Raw genomic sequence first — 18,192 nt, 5'->3', positions numbered from 1 at the left:
CCGGAAGGCGAGGTATTGTTGGCTGAGTTGATTGCCATGATATCCGCCGTGCGCTCCGCTGGCGCAACCTCTCCTGGAACAGAGCGACTACGTCGAACCGTTTGTCGAGATGGCTGATTGATCAGCCACGTCGAAGTCGTTTCTGAGCCGCACGCCGATGTCGTGCACCCGCGAATACCAGAGCTCGCGATCGATGCCAGAGCCGGCTTCCGGTCGTATCGTCAGCATGGCGTTCCACGGATTTGACCCATAGACCGTAACGGTAAATCCGCGTGCGGGGCAACCTTCGATGGCGCATAGGGACTTCATGATGATGCCTGCGATTTCCTCCGCGTGACGGACCTGTTTGCCGCCTGCGCCGGCAGGCGCGGCTGGCCGAATGTCCGGATCGGATTGCTCGCCGGTAGGAAGCGGGGGAGGCAGGCTTTGGCTTGCGACCTCGGTTGCGGCTGGCGGGGCCGTGGAGGAGGTGACCGGCGGCGGCTCTGTGGGGCGAGCGTCGTTCGCAATTTCTTTCGGTATGGCCGCGATCTTTTGGGCAAACTCTACCAGGCTTCGATCAATCTCTTCGTCGGTGGGCATAAATAATCCCGGATCGGGTTTGAAAAATTCAGGAGGTCAAGGCCGGATTCTTGACGTCGGTCACCTTGAAGCCCTTCAAAAATACGCTGTGCCGGATTGAATCGGAAAGGTGCTGCGGAGGTGTGGTGTCTTCCTTTCCGGTAAGAAGAACCCGCAATCGCCAAAGCGACAGGCCCGCGATTCTGCAAACGTCGACCATGGCGGCATAGAACGCGCCGTAGTTCTTCAGGAAGTGGCGCCTGCGCGCTTCCAGCAGGTAGGGCGGCAATCGCTTTGGCTTGCTGTTCACGCCGGTCGATTGACCGACGAGATGGACCACGTGGCTTGCCGGAACGTACCAGGTCGGCCATCCCCGCTTTTTGGCATTGAAGCAATAATCGATGTCGTCGAAATAGGTGAAAAAACCTTCGTCGAGCAATCCCGTCGCTTCCATCGTCTCGCGCCGGATGATCATGCTGGCGCCGGAAACCCAATCCGTTTCGAAGGCATGATCGACAACGGGCGGGGCCACCACCCAACGGCTCAGCAGCCTGCTGACCAACCCAAGCTTCAGGCTGCCCTCGAACTCTCCCAGCGGCGATTGAAAGCGGAACGCGGACCGTTGTGGCGTGCCGTCGGGCTCTTCGAGCCGGCTGCCGCCGATACCGACTTCCGGGTTGTTGTCCATGAAGTCGACGAGCGCCTTGAATGCGTTCGGCCGGACGATCGTATCGGAATTGAGCAACAGAAAGTATTGCGGCTTGTCAGCCGATTCCAGCGCCGGACGCAGGATCGAATTGTTGCCGCCGGTAAATCCGAGGTTTACGTCGAGCGCCTTCAGCGTGCACCAGGATGACCAGCCATTGTCGTCGATCGCCCGCCGGATGAGTTCGGCGGAACCATCTACCGATCCGTTCTCGCAGATCGCGACATGGATGCCGGGAACGCTGGCGATCTCCTTTGCGACCGAATGCAAGCAATCAATCGCAAGATGGGTGACGCGGTAATTAACGATAACGACGAGCAATTTCACGGCATGAGACCAGTTGGTGCAAACAATTGGCGATCATTAGTCTTGCAGGCCGGAAAAGAAAAGGCATCTTTGATCTTCGCCTTTGTTTAATGCGTTAGGCTAAACGCTAAGGTCGGGCCGTGTGCTACGTCATCAAACTCCTCGCCATGAGCCGGGCTTGGCAGGTGGGCAATCCGCCGCCTCCGACGTGGATCGGCAGCAGAGTGGGTCGCGTTAAATAAGCGCTCGCGGGTCATCGCCGGTCACCAAGTCGCGGATCGATGTTTGATCGTTATTCATGTGCGGGCTCTTGCATAGGGCACGATGGCTGTGCCGCCGTGCGGCTGAGCTTGACCATCGGCCTCGGTTTCTTGGCCAGTGCTGCTCGCTGCTCGCGCACCAGCGCGGTTGAGCTACTACTCTGCGGTGATCAAGCAAAACGCTCTTATTGCATTTTTTCTTCGTGAGCGGGCCTTGCGTTCGTAGCTTTCCAGCTTCTTCAGTTGCCCCAGTATCGTATTGACCTCCTCTTGATCGTTCAGATTGGCGTAAATCAATTCTTGAATCCTCTGAGCTGTTAAGAGTTTGACCCTTTCAAGCTGAACCTGGCATTCCGCAACGTAGCGGGCGCGTTCCATGATCCAACCATCGTTGCTTCCCTTCGCCAAACTTTTCGCAACATAATCTATTCTCAATTGCTCAGAGCGATACGATCCAGCCCTCGCTGCCAGTCCGTGCCTTCGCGCATTGTTGCGAGAACGCTCTTTGCCCTCCACAGTTCGAGGGCCGGTGCTCCTAAGCGCGTTGGTCCTGTTAGCCTCTCTCTGTCGAAATGTGCTCAAAGGGTCATTCCTTGTTGGGACGAGGTAGTCCAACATTTTCAATGATCCTATCAGAAACTTGACGCGCCCGTCGCGCCAGCTCACGATGGACCCAGACCTCGCGCAGGAGAGCATTGCGTCTTTGCTGGGCGGAAAACAGTCTCTTTTCTATTAGCTCGAGCGTCGGAAGACTTTGGAGAAATACCTCAACCTCCATCGCATGTTCAGAAATGCCCATGCTTTCGAGACGCTCTTCGATTTCATCTCGGGAACTGCGGTCTTCACGCCACCGCTTTGCCTCGAGCTTGGCTTCAATCTTCGCAACTTTTTCCGCCCCGGGCGGCGCATCCGAGAGGATTCCTCGCGTCAACAATGCCTCTATGCCATTGCCCGCTGACGTCGCTTTCCAAGCAACTATTACACGACGAAGGTTCAGGATCTCAAAGGAGATATCCGTGAGATCGATAGTAAAAAGCTTTTCGATATAATTTGTCGGTCTGATGCTCTCGAGCATCCTCAGGCTGATCTGGGAATATTCGGCCGGATCTTCAAATTCCCCACGCACTGGTGCGCTGCCGAGCATAGAGTCGAACTCTTCCGCATCGAATGCTTCTGGTTTAGAAAAGGACTGCAGCTTCGAAAGTTCCGACACGGCGAAACCTCTCTTGTTGGAGTAACTCCCTCCAAGAAATCAGATTCGCACTAGGAGTTGTCGCTCCAATAAAATCCCTGCTCTGTGTAGTTCGGGGATAAAATGCCGTGCTGGACAAACTTTGAGACCTTAAAGATGAAAGGCGCATCTCGTGTTTTGCGGGGGGTAGGAGAGAGTTGCGTTCCGACCAATGTACAACACTACTTCGTTAGCGATGGTGGCCAAAAGTGTCTGCGTGAGCGCTACAAACTCACTATGACCGATCGTCATTTGCGCGATTTGGCGTCTTCAATCGCACGCCGGCACCGCCGCCATTCTCGTCGATGAATTCGACACCCGCCTTTTCGAACGCTGCTCTTACCACGGCTAGCGTAGCTCTCCGCGGTTCGTGACTTTCAGCCTCGAGCTGACGAATGGTGACGATTCCCACGCCTGCAGAGTCCGCCAAAAGCTGTTGAGTCCAATCGAGTAGCCCGCGGGCTGCTCGGCATTGTGCTGGGGTGATCAAGGGACCGACTCAAGTGAATTTCGCCAACTATGTCGCAAATCGCTTGACATGTCGAAAATGGTCAATATAGATAGATGCATCGTTTTTCGACATTTGGGGGTACCAATGCGCGCGGTATTAGCTGATCGAAGGTCGTTTATTGGTGGATCGGATGCACGTGTCATTATGGGCAACGACGAGAATCTTCTCACTCGCCTTTGGCATGAAAAGCGAGGCGAGCTTGAACCAGAAGATCTCTCGGCAAATTTGATCGTACAACTCGGCACGGTGACCGAAGACCTCAATCGGCGCTGGTACGAGCGCAATACCGGTCATGTCGTCAAAGACGTACAGCGGCGGGTGAAGCATCCGGTTATCAAATGGATGGCTGCTACGCTCGACGGAATCGTTGATCCAAGCGGTGCCGTGTTCGAAGCCAAATTCATGCTACCTTGGACATTTTCGGAGGAAGCAGCCGCGGAAAAGCACATGGCGCAGCTTCAACATAACATGTGGGTCTGCGATGCGCGATGTGCGGTCCTTTCTATCATCACGGGAGGCGGCAAATGGGTCGAACTCACCATTCGTGCCGATCCCCTGTACCAACACCTTTTGATTACCGCAGAGAAAAAATTCTGGCGATGCGTCCAGAACGGCGAGACACCGCGGTTGTTCGGCGTAGAGCCACCTCGGCCTCGGCTTGAAGCGGTTCGTGTTGTCGATATGAGCCCGTCGAACAGTTGGGCGGAATTCGCGGCCGCATTCAAGCGAACCCGCGCGGCCCACCAGCAACACGAAGGCGCAAAAGCCAATTTGAAAACGCTCGTCCCAGAAGACGCCAAGGAGGCTAGCGGCCATGGCCTCCGGGCGAAACGCTCCAAATCTGGAGCAATCAGCTTTGACCTCACGGACGGGGAGGCGGCCAATGCATCGCTCCAGTGAATCCATCGGGTCCATTGCTGCGGCTCTCGCCAAAGCCCAGGGCGAACTCACGAATCCTGAAAAGTCACTTATCGCCACCATCCGCTCGCCCTTTCCGCGGGAGAACGATCGGACGTTTCGCTATGCCTCGTTGGCCAGCGGCCTTGATATTGTGCGTAAGAGCCTTGGGCAGAACGAGATTGCAACGATTCAAACGACTGCGATCGATAACGAGATCGGTCACATCCGCCTGACGACCATTCTGGCCCACGCGTCCGGCGAATGGATTGCGTCGGACTGGCCGGTCTGTCCGATTGCCCAAACAAATACACCACATCTCATGGGAGCCGCTCTCAGTTACGCCCGACGCTACGCACTGTTTGCTCTGGTCGGTATCACGGGCGAGGACGATCTTGATGCGCCGGATCTGCTCGTCGAACCGTCACCGGCAATCAATGTTCCGATGACCCAAGATCAAAAGGACCCTAGAAGCCGAAAGCGCCCAAGCGGATCGATCCACAAGCCATCCCAACCAATCCTCGCGCCCGACGCTTCAACTGATCTGCGGGATAAGCTGATTGCAGAAATCAACGGCTCGAAAAATCCAGACGATCTTGCGTTGTGGGTACACAGACGGTTCGCCGCCAAAAATACGCTCACAACAGAAGACGCGGCGGCGGTCGAGACTGCATATATTCATGCGTTGAAAGCATCTCACGATGGTCTCGACTATCTCTCCGAACCCAAAGGAGGATCATCCGACTTGCTTCCGATAACGCCAGAAAACGGTGAGGGCGACATCGCTTCAGGCGAATTGGACCGAATAGGAAGCCAAGGATCCGTAGCCCAAAAGAGGGTAACGTCTTTCCCAAAGGCCACCAGGGTGCGAGATAAGGGCCATCTTCGATTTGTAGCAGAACAGGCGTGCCTTGTTTGTCAGCGTTCTCCTTGCGACGCCCACCATATAAAGTTTGCAGAACCCCGAGCTCTTGGACGAAAGGTGAGCGACGAATTTACCGTGCCGTTATGCCGAGATCACCACAGAGAGTTACATCGTCACGGTAACGAGAGGGCATGGTGGGCCAACGTGAATTTGGCGCCTCTTGAGGTGGCAAGAAGCCTATGGGACATGACTATGTCGTCGGGACTTGGTAATGGACCGTTGCCGCTTCCCGATTCTATTCGTGACGCTTCGCCAGGCACTCCACGATGAATAGCTCCGTTCAAGTCTTCTGGGTGCACTTTTATGACGTGCTCTCACCAAACGGAAGCCGGTTAGCCCGACTTTCTTCCACGCGCTCTCTTAAGCGGTCGATCAGGAGATAGATCACTGGCGTCGTGTACAACGTCAGGATCTGAGAAACCAGCAATCCGCCGATGATGGTGATGCCGAGCGGCCGGCGTAGCTCGGTGCCGGGGCCGGTGGCAATGACAAGCGGAATCCCCGCAAACAGCGCCGCCATCGTCGTCATCAGGATCGGCCGGAAGCGGGCGCGGCAGGCCTCGAAGATCGCGTCCGCCGACGACAGGCCGCGGTTGCGTTCGGCATCGAGCGCGAAGTCGATCATCATGATGCCGTTCTTCTTGACGATGCCGATCAACAGAATGATGCCGACAAAGGCGATTACCGTCAGCGGCGTATTCGTCACCTGCAGCGCCAGCAGCGCGCCGAGGCCGGCCGACGGCAATGTCGAGATGATCGTGATCGGGTGCGCAAGGCTCTCATAGAGCACGCCGAGCACGATATACATCGCCACCAGTGCGCCGAGGATCAGCAGCGGCTGCCGCCCGCCGGTCTTGTTGAAATCGCCGGCATTGCCGTCAAAACTGCCGCGGATGCCTTCCGGCATGTGCAGTTCCTCGACGCCGCGCTGAATGTTTGTGGTCGCAATCTCCAGCGGCACATTGGGAACGACGTTGAAAGACACCGTGGCCGATGGAATCGACTGGGTATGATTGATCGCCAGCGAGGCCAAGCCGCGGTCATAGCGAACGACGGCCGACAGCGGTACCTGTGCATCGTTGGCGCCGGCTACGAAGATGCGCTCCAGATTGGAAGGGTCGCTCTGGAATTTCGGATCGATTTCCAACACCACCATGTACTGATTGCGCTGGGTGTAGACGATCGAGATCTGTCGTTGCGCGAACGCGTTGTTCAAGGCGTCGTCGATGTCCTTGACCCGGACGCCAAGCGTGGCGGCGGCGTTGCGGTCGATCGTCAGCGTGAGCTGCAGCCCGGCGGCATCGCGGTCGGTGGAAATGTCGGTAATGCCCTCGACCGTTTCCATGCGTTTGGCGACGATGGGAGCCCACTTCTTGAGCAGGTCGACGTCGACGCTTGTAACCGTGTATTGGTAGTCGGAGCTGCTTTGGCGTCCGCCGGCACGAACATCCTGAGCGGCAAACATATAGAGCCGTACGCCCGGCATTGTTTCGAGCTTCTTGCGTAGCCGGTCGATCACGAGTTGGGTGGTCAATCCGGCTCGCTCCTGCGGCGGCTTGAGACTGATGAAGAACAGCCCCCGGTTTGTCGTCATGCTGCCAAGGATCGACCCGACCCCTGCGACGGCGTCGTCCGATTCAATGGCGTCCTCAAGCTGCTTCTGAAATCTGGTCATGGACTGGAACGAGGTGTCCGATGAACTTTGCGATGCACCGACGATGAGGCCGCTGTCGTCGATCGGGAAGTAGCCCTTCGGTATCTTGATATAGAGCACCACCGTCACTGCGATGGTCGCAAAGAATACGGTCAGCGTCAGGAGCGGGAAGCCCAGCACCACGCGCAGCGTCCAGGTATAGAAGGCGACGATGCGCGACAGCGTGCCCTCCACCAGGCGATCGAACCAGGTCGCACGATCCGACGTCGCCTCCTTGATGTAGTGCGCGCAGATCATCGGCGTGACCGTGAGCGAGACCACGGTCGACACCACGATGGCGAAGGTCAGCGTCAGCGAGAATTCGCGCAACAGCCGGCCGACGATCCCGTCCATGAAGATCAGCGGCGTGAACGCCGCGATCAAGGACAGGCTGATCGACAGAACGGTAAAGCCGATCTGCTTGGCCCCCTCCAGGGCCGCCGGATAAGGCGCCATGCCCTGTTCGAGGTTGCGGTGCATGTTCTCGATCATGACGATGGCGTCGTCGACCACGAATCCGACGGAGATCGCCAGCGCCATCAGCGACAGATTGTCGATCGAAAAGTCCGCAAGCCACATCCCGGCGCAGGTGCCGGCCAGCGCCAGCGGTACCGAGACGCCGGCCGCGATGGTCGGCGTCAGCCGGCGCAGGAAGAAGAACACCACCATCATGACCAGGAAGGCGGTCGCCAGCAGCGTGAACTGCATGTCGAGCACGCTGGCGCGGATGGTGTTGGTGCGGTCGACCAGCGTCGAAATATCGAGGCCGGCGGGCAGCCATCGTTTGAGTTCCGGCAGCAAGGCTTTTACGCGGTCAACGGTCTCGATCACGTTGGCGTCGCTCTGCTTGGTGATCTGGATCAGGACCGCCGGCTGCTTGTTGAACCAGGCGATGGAACGGTGGTTGCGAACGGAATCCTCGACATCGGCGACGTCGGCCAGGCGGACGAAATTGCCGGCCGAGCTCTTGATGATGATGTCGCGGAATTCGGCCGCCGTGCGCATCTGCTGGTTGGTCGAAATCGTCTCGCTCTGGCGGCCGCCGTCGAAGATGCCGACCGGCCCCAGCGGATTGGCATTGATGATCGCCAGCCGCACGTCATCGGTGGCGATGCCGGCATTCGATAGCACCACCGGGTTGAGCGCGATCCGCACCGCCGGCTGGTCGGCGCCGCTCACGGAAACTTCGCCGACGCCCGGCACCTGCGAAATGCGCTGTGCGATCACGGTGTCGGCGGCGTCATACATTGCGCTGGTGGTCAGCGTCTTCGACGTCAGCGCCAGCACGAACATCGGCGTCGCCGCGGGATTGGTCTTGCGGAATCGCGGTAGCGACGGCAGATCGCTTGGCAGGTCCGCCAGCGACGCATTGATCGCGGCCTGCACGTCTCGCGCCGCGCGGTCGATGTTGCGGCCGATCGAGAACTGCAGCTGGATGCTGGTGGAACCGAGCGAACTGGCCGAGGTGATCTGCTCAATGCCGGCAATCTGGCCGAGCCGGCGCTCCAAGGGAGCCGCGACCGTCGCCGCCATCACGGCGGGATCCGCGCCGGGGCGGTTGGCGGACACCCGGATCATCGGGAAATCGACGTTGGGCACCGCCGAGACCGGCAGGAAGGCATAGGCGACCATGCCGACCAGAAAGAGCCCGATCGCCAGCAGCGTGGTGCCGACCGGCCGGCGGATGAACGGCTCGGAAATCGAGGCCATGCTCAATCTCGTCCATGGCGCCGGCGGAGCGGACGCCGCATGTGGTGCTCCAGTCTTTCGAACGTGCCGGAGTGCTGGATTAAATGATTGCCCCGAACAGCCTCAGTTTAAGTTGGTATTTACCAGACGCCGGCCGCCCCTCAATAAGCCCTTCAGCAGATATACCTAGCTTTCCTTATATCCGTAACTTGACATTGACCGTCTTCCGAGCGGGTTCCATTCGTAAACCCTTTGGACACCGGTGGACAACAATATCGTTTGCGGAAATTCACGAAGATGAATTCAGGGGCGATCAGGATGTTGGCCAAGATACTCGACCGAACGAGACATCGTGTCGGAAAGCCGTTGCGTGCCGGGACCTTTCGGTCCCGAGACCGTAAAAATGCGGGCTATACGCTGCTCGAACTGCTTGTCGTGATGGGCATTCTGGCGGTTCTGACCGCGATCGCGACCCCGCAGCTGATGGGTTATTTCGGCAAGGCCAAGACCCAATCCGTGCAGCTGCAGATCGAGAATATCGGGACCGCGCTCGAGCTCTATTATATGGAAAACGGCGCCTATCCGAGCCCGAGCACCGGCCTGAAAGCCCTGGTCGAGGCGCCGCCCGAGGCGCCGCGCTGGAACGGCCCGTATCTGAAGAAGGCGAAGAACCTGCTCGATCCCTGGGGCCGACCTTATCAATATGCCGTCTCCGACGGCCAGTACGAGGTTTATTCGCTGGGGCCCATCGGCAAGGCGACCTCGGCGTCTGTAACCCAGTCACCGTCATATCGAAGCTCAGGAAGCTAGCCGAAGGTGACGAAAACCTCTGCGCGTGCTTGAAGATAATATGCTTGCCGATCACCCGTAACGGCGAAGGCTTCCGAACGCCGCGGCCTTCGCACTATTTGTCATCGGCTGATTGGACGGTAATCAAAAGCTCAGATTAGATATCCCGTTATAGCCTGCTTCGAATTCGACTTGGAGTCTTGCCTACGAAATCTTTGTTGGGAGCTTAGAATAGCGCGATCGATGGTATTTTCCGAGCGGGGCAAGAGTTAGTTGCCGCAATGTCAGCCATCACAATTTGCAGGCCAACACCGCCATGGGATGGCTTCTCACGAAGCGCTGGCATGGGGAGCGGACCAGGATTCGTGTCGCAATTGCGGGGTGCGCTTAGCAAATTCCCGAGAACAACGACCTTGTTCTTCTCAGTCCTTACTTCTTTAGGCGCATCGGCCTTAACAACAGTTCCAAATAGCGCGATGGTCGCTACCGCAAGCAGGACAGATATTGGTCGGCAAGTCATGGCCCACCTCGAATCTTTATCTGCCGGGACCAAATATGCGCAACCGGCCTATTACGTCAGCCTCATACCAAGAAGCCTCTATCCATCAAAATCGACGTTGGCCACGGGGAGCATGGCAGGGAGATATAGGCGACCCTGCTGTTGTCGCCACCGGCTACAATTTACCCCCTTGGTCTGCCGGCTCGGGCTCTTGTTGTGGCCGATTTTGGCCGCACCTTCTTACCCGGGCCTTCTAATCAAACAGTCGGAGATTTAGCCAAAAAGACGACGAATTAAACGCGGCACAAAAATGGGCCCCGTCAACAGTTGACAGGGCCCATTGAGCTAAGCTTACGAGCAGCGGCGACTTTACCAATTAAGCCAATCGGAAGCCGGTCTGATTTTTTTTGCCGCGATATGCCATGAAGCCTATTCCAAAAAATCCGAGGATCATCATAGCCCAAGTAGCCGGCTCAGGCACCGCAGTGACTTGGAGCACCGATGGCGCTCCGTTGGCCGACACGTACCAAAGCTCGAAAGGAACTGTGGTGTTGCCGAGCGGATTTGCAAAATTCTGTGTAATCGCGACGGTCTCTCCGGGGCTGGAGACGACAGTGATTCCGTTAAGTTTCAACAGCGCACCGTCATCGTGGGTAATGGTTCCACCGGTGCCGTAGTACAGGCCCGTGATTTTGAAGAAGGTGACGTATGCATCGCCGGCGATGCTCAGGCTCGTGTTTCCGAAGGTTGCCACGTCCGCGATCGTCCCATTGGGTGACGTGTAGCCGGAGATGTTCGCAAGGGTCAGGAAGCTTGATGCGAAGTTACCGGCCGGCGTGGTGTTCTGAGGCGAATTGTCCACCCAATTAAGCGGTCCAGTATAGGTGAAGTGAGCATCGGCAATGCCCGAGGGAACACTATTTGCAAAGTTGTTTGAATCAATGCCGTTCGGTGAGCCGTTCCATACTGTGACGTCAAATACGCCGGTCAAGAAAGCCGCCGATGCCGGAACGATAGATAACCCCACTAGCGCAACACCAGCCAGTGCCATGGTAAGCAATTTCTTCATAGTAAAACCTCCAACTCCGCAGCCAATGCGAAATGTAATACCGGAATTAATTGGTAATTAAGGAATCGGTTTGAGTCAATCGCCTTTTGCACCGCACTCGTGATTTATTTTAATTAAGTAATTTTCTAATATAAAGTCATTTAATTAAGCCGAGTGATCTTTCTGCCGTAGCATGTTATCCGAAGCGACTGGTCAGAGAAGAGTTCGTAAGTCCGGACGAGCCAAAGTGTTCATGCTGGCATGGTACGAGGGATTAGCGAGGCGCGTTCTCGTCTAACCAATTGCTTAGATCAAGTTTTTGGCGCCTTAGTGGGTCTAAATTGAATCAAACAATCGTTCGGATATGGCCGGCGGGGCGGTTTGCCAATCAAATGGCCCAGCTTATGTTCGCCCGTAGAATACAGGAATTGTGCCGATCGGAAGTAGTGGTGCTCGGACATAAATTGCCGGAGTGGTCCTCTCAGGCTGACTTGCGTGGGGTGGCACAGAGATCAAACTTGTCAGTTGGATCGAATCTGACACGAGCCGATTATCTCTCCGGCATGATGAATCGATACCGGCCTCCAACAATCGAGCTCGATGGTGTGGTTCTGAGAGTCGGCAACTATGGCGACATCGAGCGATACCGCGAAATGTTTCCTCTAAGGAAAGACGACGGGACCCAAATCGCGAAGGATCGTCTCCTGATACATGTCCGCGCGGGCGATGTTGGCGTGCCATCCCACGGCAGCTACGGACCGATTCCAATCAGCTATTATCAATACCTCGTTTCGAAAACGAAGCTCACCCCGGTATTTATCGGCGAAACCAGCCCATCGCCCTACATCGAGGCATTGACCAGCGAGTTCCCGGGTGCTGAGTTTGTTGGCGGCGCGTCGGCGTTCGAGGATTTTCAAACCATCCGCAGAGCGCATCATATCGCAATCTCCGTTAGCAGCTTCTCGTGGCTTGCCGCCTTTCTTTCAAGGGCGGAGACCATTCACGTGCCGCTGGCTGGCCTGCTGGACCCCCGTGAGCGACCAGACGCGGATTTACTTCCGCTCGGCGATCCCCGGTACCGATTTCACGACGTTAGCGCTCGCGCCTGGAAAGATCGCTATTCGGACGTGTTCGCAAATCACGCTGATTTTAGGCCCCTGTCCGTAACCGAGGCGAAGCGGCTCAAGGGCGAAGCGGTACGACGAACCGTTGTGCAAAACGCAAGGATACATTTTGGTCTTATGCGCAGAATGATTTTCAACAGAAAATTCCATCGGCTTCCTGGGGATTCGGGCCAGCGTGAGCAAACGTGAAGTAGGCCCGGCCGTGTAATCGTTGGTCTCGCCGGCTCGTTAATCAATTCGGCAGATTTTCCGTGCGGCGCTGACGCGAATCCCTCAGATGATGATGTTTCTCGCTATTTAGGTCGTACAGCGGTGATCGGCTTCTCGCGATGCCTGACCCAACACGAGTCGCGCGATCTCGGCCGCTCGGCTGACAAGATTAGTCATTGGGACGACGACAATGATCTTGTAAGGACTAGCCTGAGAGGCAGCAGCGTTGGCGAGATCATGTTGGAGCGCCAGCCTCATCCGGCGGCATATGTGTATGAAAGGCGCGGTCAATCATGGTTCGTCGTGGTTTTACTAGACGATGAGTTCAACTGAAGTACAGCAACCAACTGCGTCTCCATCACTGCGCTCGCGCACATTTCGGGCGGGCGGTTGGGCCTTGATCGGCCATTTCTTCAGTCTAGCCCTTCGCTTCGTTGGCACGTTGATTCTTACGCGAATATTCGCACCCGAGGCCTTTGGTATCCTGGCCGTTGTGATGTCGGTTCAGGTTGTCGTCACGTTGCTGACCGATATCGGACTGAGGCAGGCTATTATCCAGAGCCGGAACGGCGATAAGCAGGAATTCTTAAACACGGCCTTTTCCCTGCAAATCCTGAGAGGCATCTTCATCTGGGCCATGAATTGCGTTTGCGCAGCAGGGTTATGGATTGCCATCGCACATGAACTGCTGCCAGCTCACTCCGTCTATGCGGACCCCCAGGTTCCGATCTATCTTGCGGTCGCCTCGTTTTCAGCGGTGCTCTTGGGCCTTCAGTCTATGAAGGCGATCACTGCCGGCCGAAATCTTCAACTCGAGCGGCTATTCATCGTTGAGATAATCGCGCAGTTGGCCAGTTTGATCTTTGTCATTCTGCTGGGTTGGGCTACCCGGTCGTTATGGGCCTATATTTATGCCATGCTGTTTTCAGCCGCCATCACGGCAGTACTCAGTCATTGCATTCTGAAAGGCTCCTCGGATCGGCTCGGCTGGAACCGGGAGGCGAGCAGGGAGCTGTTTCGATTTGGCAGATGGACATTCCTGTCTTCGATGCTCAGCGCATTCGCTGCCAATGGAGATCGTCTGTTGCTCGGCGGGTGGCTAAATGCGCAAATGCTGGGCTTTTACTCTGTCGCGTACAGTCTGGCGTCGGTGCCTGACGGGCTTGCCGGTCGAATATTTGGTGCCGTATCGTTTCCCGTGCTGAGCGAGGCGGTTCGGCTCCAGCCGCAACGCGTGCCCGAGATATACTTTCGAATGCGCTGGATCACGGATGCTGCGCTTCTGCTTATCGCTGGCTTCCTTTTTTCGTCAGGCTCGGCGATCGTTAATTTGCTGTATGACCCGCGCTATGTATCGTCCGGCTGGATGCTTGAATATCTTTCCTTCGGTCTAATCTTTGCGCGATATGGTCTGTCTCAGAACGCCTACCTCGCTCTAGGCCGGCCAGAGTATGTCACGATACTGAGCGTCACCAAGCTGATCTCGCTTTTTTCGTTGGTGACTGTGCTCTTCTATGCGTTCGGCGTGCAGGGTGCCGTGCTGGGTGTTGCTTTTCACATGCTGCCGACATCGATTTGCACCTTGTATCTAAATCGGAAGCATCACTTGAACAACCTTCGGCTTGAGCTAGGCGTGCTTGTTTCCTGGATTTTCGGGTGGTTGGCTGGCCTCGGATTTTCCAAGGTCGTACTTGTGTGCTGCTGATTTCATGCGCGAGGCGCTGTCTGCAGTCGGGCTTTGAATTTTGGAGCGCTAAGTAACATGAGCGGAAGGGAGGGGGAAGGCGCCAGGCGGTTGCGTGTTCTAGTTCTTGCCGAGGCAGCTAATCCGGAATGGACCAGTGTGCCCCTGATTGGCTGGAGTCTGACGAACGCGCTCTCAAAAGTAGCTGACGTTCACCTGGTTACTCAAATTCGCAACAAACCCGCTCTGCTTCGAAAAGGCTGGACCGAGGGGGCGGACTTTACCGCGATTGACAATGAAGGAGTTGTCGTACCCTTGCATTCGATCGCTGCCCGTTTGCGCGGTGGCGGCAATCAGGCCTGGACGACGGTCATGGCATTTACGGCATTTGCTTACTATTCATTCGAGTTGCAGGTGTGGAAGCTCTTTCGAGACCGCTTGATGGCCAACGAGTTCGATGTGGTGCATCGCATTACGCCCTTGAGCCCAACGATCCCGAGCCTGATGCCCACTAAGCTAGCAAAACTCAATGTGCCATTCGTGCTTGGGCCACTGAATGGTGGTGTGCCCTGGCCAAAGGGTTTTCGTCATCGTCAGTATGCGGAAAAGGAGCTCCTTTCCCATATCAGGCCGTTGTACCGATTGATGCCGGCATACAGATCCACCCGGAAGAACAGTGCAGCTATTATTTCGGGTTCGACGTTCACGCAAAGTGAGATGCCGGACTGGGTACGTCAGAAGAGCGTCTTCATTCCGGAAAACGGCGTCGATATCGATCTATTCAACAATCCGAGGCGAGCAAATGCATCGCTGCCCCTGCAGGCTGCCTTCGTTGGCCGATTGGTGCCGTACAAGGGCGCTGATATCTTGATCGAGGCAGCTAGGTCGTACCTAAAGGCTGGTTCTCTGACGTTGCACATCATCGGTGACGGGCCTCAGAAGCAACTCCTGTTGCAGCAAGTCGAAGCGCTTGGCCTGCAGGAGAGGGTCATTTTTCATGGTTGGGTGCCGCATTCCGATATTCAGGCAAAATTGCGAGACTGCGATTTCCTCGGACTGCCAAGCATCAGGGAGTTTGGCGGCGGCGTGGTGGTCGAAGCGATGGCGCTTGGCGTCACGCCAATCGTCGCAGATTATGGCGGGCCTGCCGACCTCGTCGACGACAAGACCGGGATCCGCGTGCCATTTGGCGACGAGAAGAGCCTGGTCGAAGGCTTCAGATCGGCGATCGCGAGCGTTACTCAGGCGCCGGAACTATTAAATGACCTTGGAGGCGCTGCGCGAAAGAAAGTACTTCAGAGTCTGACCTGGGACGCCAAGGCGCGGCAAATGCTGCGCATCTACGAGGCGGCGAGAGCCGGCGCGCACGACCTGCGCGCGCTCGGCCTCGAAGGAGGGGCGCAATGAGATTGGGCTATCTGGTGCCCGAGTTTCCATCGCAGACGCACATCTTCTTTTGGAGGGAGGTCCAAGCGCTTCGGCGGTTGGGGGATGAGGTATTCATCCTGTCGACCCGGAAGCCGCCTTCCGATGCGTGCAAGCACGATTTCGCGAAAGAGGCCGTGGCGGCTACCCACTACCTGTTTCCACCGGGTGTTGTTGGCTTAACGGGCTGGCTACTTGGAGGCCTCACAGGGGCAGGTCAGGCGTTTGCTTATTTGAGGCAACTCGACGCGCCACTGCAGGATCGCTTGCGGCAGCTTGCCTACCTGGTTTGTGCAATTGATTTGGTTCAATGGGCCCGGAAAAATCGCATTGATCACATCCACGGCCATTCATGTGCGGATTCGGCGCACATACTGGCGCTCTCGAAGCGAATGGGAGGCCCTTCGTTCAGCCTCACCCTTCATGGCGATCTGGACGTTTACGGTCGCGATCACCGCGCCAAGTTTGCTGAGGCGGCATTTGTCTCTGCCGTCGGCAAGCATTTGTGCGACCAGATCATCGAGAGGACGGGCCTGCCAGAGTGCAAAGTTCTCCCGACCTTCATGGGCATCGAAACATCCAGGCTTGCCGCACTTGGGCTGGAGCGGGCAAGCCAGGCTGGGGCGCTGCGGCTTGTGACGATTGCCCGCCTTCATCCAAACAAGGGCCACTTCCACGCGCTCGCGGCGGTCCGGCGTGCGCGTGACGAGGGCCTGAACATCACCTACACCATCGCCGGCGAGGGGATGTTCAGGGAGGCTATTGTCACGAAGATAGGCGAACTCGGCCTGCGGGATTCCGTCAAGCTGACAGGCACGGTTTCGGAGAACGAAGTATTTCAGCTACTTTCCGACGCCGACGCGTTTCTTTTGACGAGCGTGGGAAAGGGAGAGGCCTGGCCGGTGTCCGTGATGGAAGCTATGGGTGCCGGTCTGCCCGTCATTTCGAGTATAATCGGAGCAACACCCGAGATGATTCGTCCGGGTGTTGATGGTTTTCTGGTTCCGCAACGGGACGAGGATGCCATATTTGAGAAGATCATGATATTGGCAAGGAATGTGCAGGAGCGCCAACAGATCGGGGCCGCCGCGCGAATGACGTCGCAGAATCGATTTGACGTGTCGGCCAGCGCCGGCGTTCTGCGAGAATCGATCTGCGCACAGCGAAAAGCGGCCGCGTGCTCGATCGCTGAGAGCGGTGGCCGAGGACGGCCGTGAAAAGCTCGGTTGCAACATTGGCGCTGGTGATCTGGCCGCTGATTGCAGTCGGGCTTTTTTCCGTACGGCCTGCAATCCAGGCAACTCTATGGATTGTCGTGGGAGCGCAGTTGCTTCTCCCTGTCGGGGAGATGATCAAGTTCGAGATGATCCCTCAATTTGATAAGGCGACCATTCCAAACCTTTGTATCTTTCTCGGCTATCTGTTTGTTGCCCGCCGGATATGGCGCCCGAGCTTCGGTTGGGTGGAGGTGCTTGTTCTGATCTTCGTATTGGGGCCGATTGCAACGTCGGTTCTCAACAACGATCCAATCATTGCCGGTGATCGGCTAATACCGGGAGTTGGCATCTATGATGCCGGATCCGCCATCGGCTCCGCGCTGATTGTCCTGATACCCTTCTTTGTAGGCAGAGGCCTGCTGTGGAGCGCGCTGGCAATCGAGCAGATCCTGAAAGTCCTGGTCGTTGCGGGCCTGCTGTATTCGATTCCGATGTTGTTCGAGATGCGCTTCAGCCCACAGCTGCATGCGTGGATTTATGGATATCTTCCGTCGGATTTCATCCAGCAAGTGCGCGCTGGTGGCTATCGCCCGATGGTTTTCATGGGACATGGACTGATTGCCGCGACCTTCCTGTTCATGACTGTCGCCGCCGCGGCAGCGCTATGGCGGACCAATACCCGCCTCGGTCAGGTCTCTTCGGCCGGGGCGACAGCCTACTTGAGCGTCATTTTGGTCCTCTGCAAGAGCGCAGGCGCGGCGCTGTTTGGGATCGTTGTCGTGCCGTTGATCTGCTTTGTGAGGCCCAGAGTACAGTCGCTTGTGGCTATCGGGCTGGTTATGGTTGCTCTGCTTTACCCGCTATTGCGTTTTACGGGGGTGGTGCCGACCGGCGTGATCCTTCAAGTGACCGAATCCCTAAGCACCGAGCGAGCGTCGTCGCTGCGGGTCCGATTCGAAAATGAAGCAATGCTGCTCGATCATGCCTTTGAGCGACCGATATTTGGTTGGGGCCGCTATGGAAGAAGTCGCGTTTATAATGAAGAGGGCAGGGATATGAGTGTCACTGACGGCCGCTGGGTTATCACCGTCGGGCAATTCGGTATCGTCGGCTTCCTCGCGGAGTTCGGGCTATTGGCACTTTCCGTGATCAGAGCTGCGCGCTCATACCGGCTCGCAGAGTCGTTCAGGGACAGGATTTTTCTGACGTCGCTCGCGCTTATTGTTTCGGCCAATATGATAGACTTGCTGCCGAACTCGAGTTTGTTGCCGATGACGTGGCTGTTTGCTGGGGCTTTGCTCGGGCGCGCCGACACGTTGCGCCAGCTTGCGACTCGCAGCCCGCGAGTGTCCCCCACCGGCCGGCTGCGGTACGCGGAGGCTGAGCCATCGGCCCGTCCGGTAATGTGAATGTGTCG

At 56.8% G+C, this 18,192-nt stretch carries 15 protein-coding genes; 8 read left to right on the top strand and 7 right to left on the bottom strand.

The window, feature by feature from the left end:
- Nucleotides 1-87 precede the first annotated feature (87 nt).
- The 5 genes from KIP88_RS34760 to KIP88_RS48585 all read right to left on the bottom strand — a co-directional run bounded on the left by KIP88_RS34760 (nucleotide 88) and on the right by KIP88_RS48585 (nucleotide 3,554).
- Nucleotides 88-582, bottom strand: coding sequence for a hypothetical protein (locus KIP88_RS34760; RefSeq protein ID WP_214492697.1), 495 nt, complete (start codon nucleotides 580-582; stop codon nucleotides 88-90).
- 28 nt (nucleotides 583-610) lie between these two features.
- Nucleotides 611-1,594 carry a glycosyltransferase family 2 protein gene (locus tag KIP88_RS34755; RefSeq protein ID WP_214492696.1) on the bottom strand — a complete coding sequence of 328 codons (984 nt, stop codon included), beginning with the start codon at nucleotides 1,592-1,594 and terminating at the stop codon, nucleotides 611-613.
- 395 nt (nucleotides 1,595-1,989) lie between these two features.
- Nucleotides 1,990-2,211 (bottom strand): hypothetical protein, encoded by a 222-nt coding sequence (locus KIP88_RS34750; protein WP_214492695.1) that lies wholly within the window; start codon nucleotides 2,209-2,211, stop codon nucleotides 1,990-1,992.
- Nucleotides 2,212-2,419: 208 nt separating this feature from the next.
- Nucleotides 2,420-3,046: a hypothetical protein gene (locus KIP88_RS34745; protein WP_214492694.1), complete on the bottom strand. Its 627-nt coding sequence runs from the start codon at nucleotides 3,044-3,046 to the stop codon at nucleotides 2,420-2,422.
- A 253-nt stretch (nucleotides 3,047-3,299) separates the two neighbouring features.
- Nucleotides 3,300-3,554, bottom strand: coding sequence for a helix-turn-helix domain-containing protein (locus KIP88_RS48585; protein ID WP_249791234.1), 255 nt, complete (start codon nucleotides 3,552-3,554; stop codon nucleotides 3,300-3,302).
- Nucleotides 3,555-3,659: 105 nt separating this feature from the next.
- On the opposite strand from KIP88_RS48585, the gene KIP88_RS34740 reads away from it, so the two are divergent.
- Complete coding sequence (locus tag KIP88_RS34740; protein WP_214492693.1) at nucleotides 3,660-4,475, top strand: YqaJ viral recombinase family protein; 816 nt, start codon at nucleotides 3,660-3,662, stop codon at nucleotides 4,473-4,475.
- Nucleotides 4,459-5,667 carry an ERF family protein gene (locus tag KIP88_RS34735; protein ID WP_214492692.1) on the top strand — a complete coding sequence of 403 codons (1,209 nt, stop codon included), beginning with the start codon at nucleotides 4,459-4,461 and terminating at the stop codon, nucleotides 5,665-5,667. Before KIP88_RS34740 ends, KIP88_RS34735 begins: the two co-directional genes overlap by 17 nt.
- 31 nt (nucleotides 5,668-5,698) lie before the next feature.
- Here KIP88_RS34735 and KIP88_RS34730 read toward each other — a convergent pair whose 3' ends face one another.
- Nucleotides 5,699-8,800 carry an efflux RND transporter permease subunit gene (locus KIP88_RS34730; RefSeq protein WP_214492691.1) on the bottom strand — a complete coding sequence of 1,034 codons (3,102 nt, stop codon included), beginning with the start codon at nucleotides 8,798-8,800 and terminating at the stop codon, nucleotides 5,699-5,701.
- A gap of 297 nt (nucleotides 8,801-9,097) precedes the next feature.
- Between KIP88_RS34730 and gspG the strand changes: the two genes are divergently transcribed.
- Nucleotides 9,098-9,589, top strand: a complete 492-nt coding sequence (gene gspG / locus KIP88_RS34725) for a type II secretion system major pseudopilin GspG (protein WP_214492690.1) — start codon at nucleotides 9,098-9,100, stop codon at nucleotides 9,587-9,589.
- Nucleotides 9,590-10,443: 854 nt separating this feature from the next.
- On the opposite strand, the gene KIP88_RS34720 is transcribed toward gspG, so the two are convergent.
- A complete protein-coding gene (locus KIP88_RS34720; protein ID WP_214492689.1) occupies nucleotides 10,444-11,136 on the bottom strand; it encodes a PEPxxWA-CTERM sorting domain-containing protein in 693 nt (230 codons plus the stop codon).
- 497 nt (nucleotides 11,137-11,633) lie between these two features.
- Here KIP88_RS34720 and KIP88_RS34715 point away from each other — a divergent pair, with 497 nt between their 5' ends.
- The 5 genes from KIP88_RS34715 to KIP88_RS34695 all read left to right on the top strand — a co-directional run bounded on the left by KIP88_RS34715 (nucleotide 11,634) and on the right by KIP88_RS34695 (nucleotide 18,184).
- Complete coding sequence (locus tag KIP88_RS34715) at nucleotides 11,634-12,428, top strand: alpha-1,2-fucosyltransferase (protein WP_214492688.1); 795 nt, start codon at nucleotides 11,634-11,636, stop codon at nucleotides 12,426-12,428.
- Nucleotides 12,429-12,846: 418 nt separating this feature from the next.
- Nucleotides 12,847-14,154, top strand: a complete 1,308-nt coding sequence (locus tag KIP88_RS34710) for an oligosaccharide flippase family protein (RefSeq protein ID WP_214492687.1) — start codon at nucleotides 12,847-12,849, stop codon at nucleotides 14,152-14,154.
- Nucleotides 14,155-14,211: 57 nt separating this feature from the next.
- Complete coding sequence (locus KIP88_RS34705; RefSeq protein WP_214492686.1) at nucleotides 14,212-15,540, top strand: glycosyltransferase family 4 protein; 1,329 nt, start codon at nucleotides 14,212-14,214, stop codon at nucleotides 15,538-15,540.
- Nucleotides 15,537-16,775: a glycosyltransferase gene (locus KIP88_RS34700; protein WP_214492685.1), complete on the top strand. Its 1,239-nt coding sequence runs from the start codon at nucleotides 15,537-15,539 to the stop codon at nucleotides 16,773-16,775. The genes KIP88_RS34705 and KIP88_RS34700 overlap by 4 nt, the downstream gene beginning before the upstream one ends.
- Nucleotides 16,772-18,184, top strand: coding sequence for an O-antigen ligase (locus KIP88_RS34695; protein WP_214492684.1), 1,413 nt, complete (start codon nucleotides 16,772-16,774; stop codon nucleotides 18,182-18,184). The genes KIP88_RS34700 and KIP88_RS34695 overlap by 4 nt, the downstream gene beginning before the upstream one ends.
- The last annotated feature ends 8 nt before the right edge of the window (nucleotides 18,185-18,192 follow it).

Source organism: Bradyrhizobium sp. SRL28, assembly GCF_018596315.1.
In the GTDB taxonomy this organism is placed as follows: Bacteria; Pseudomonadota; Alphaproteobacteria; order Rhizobiales; family Xanthobacteraceae; genus Bradyrhizobium.
Note: the sequence above shows the minus strand (reverse complement) of the source record. Positions and strands in the feature narration are given on the sequence as shown.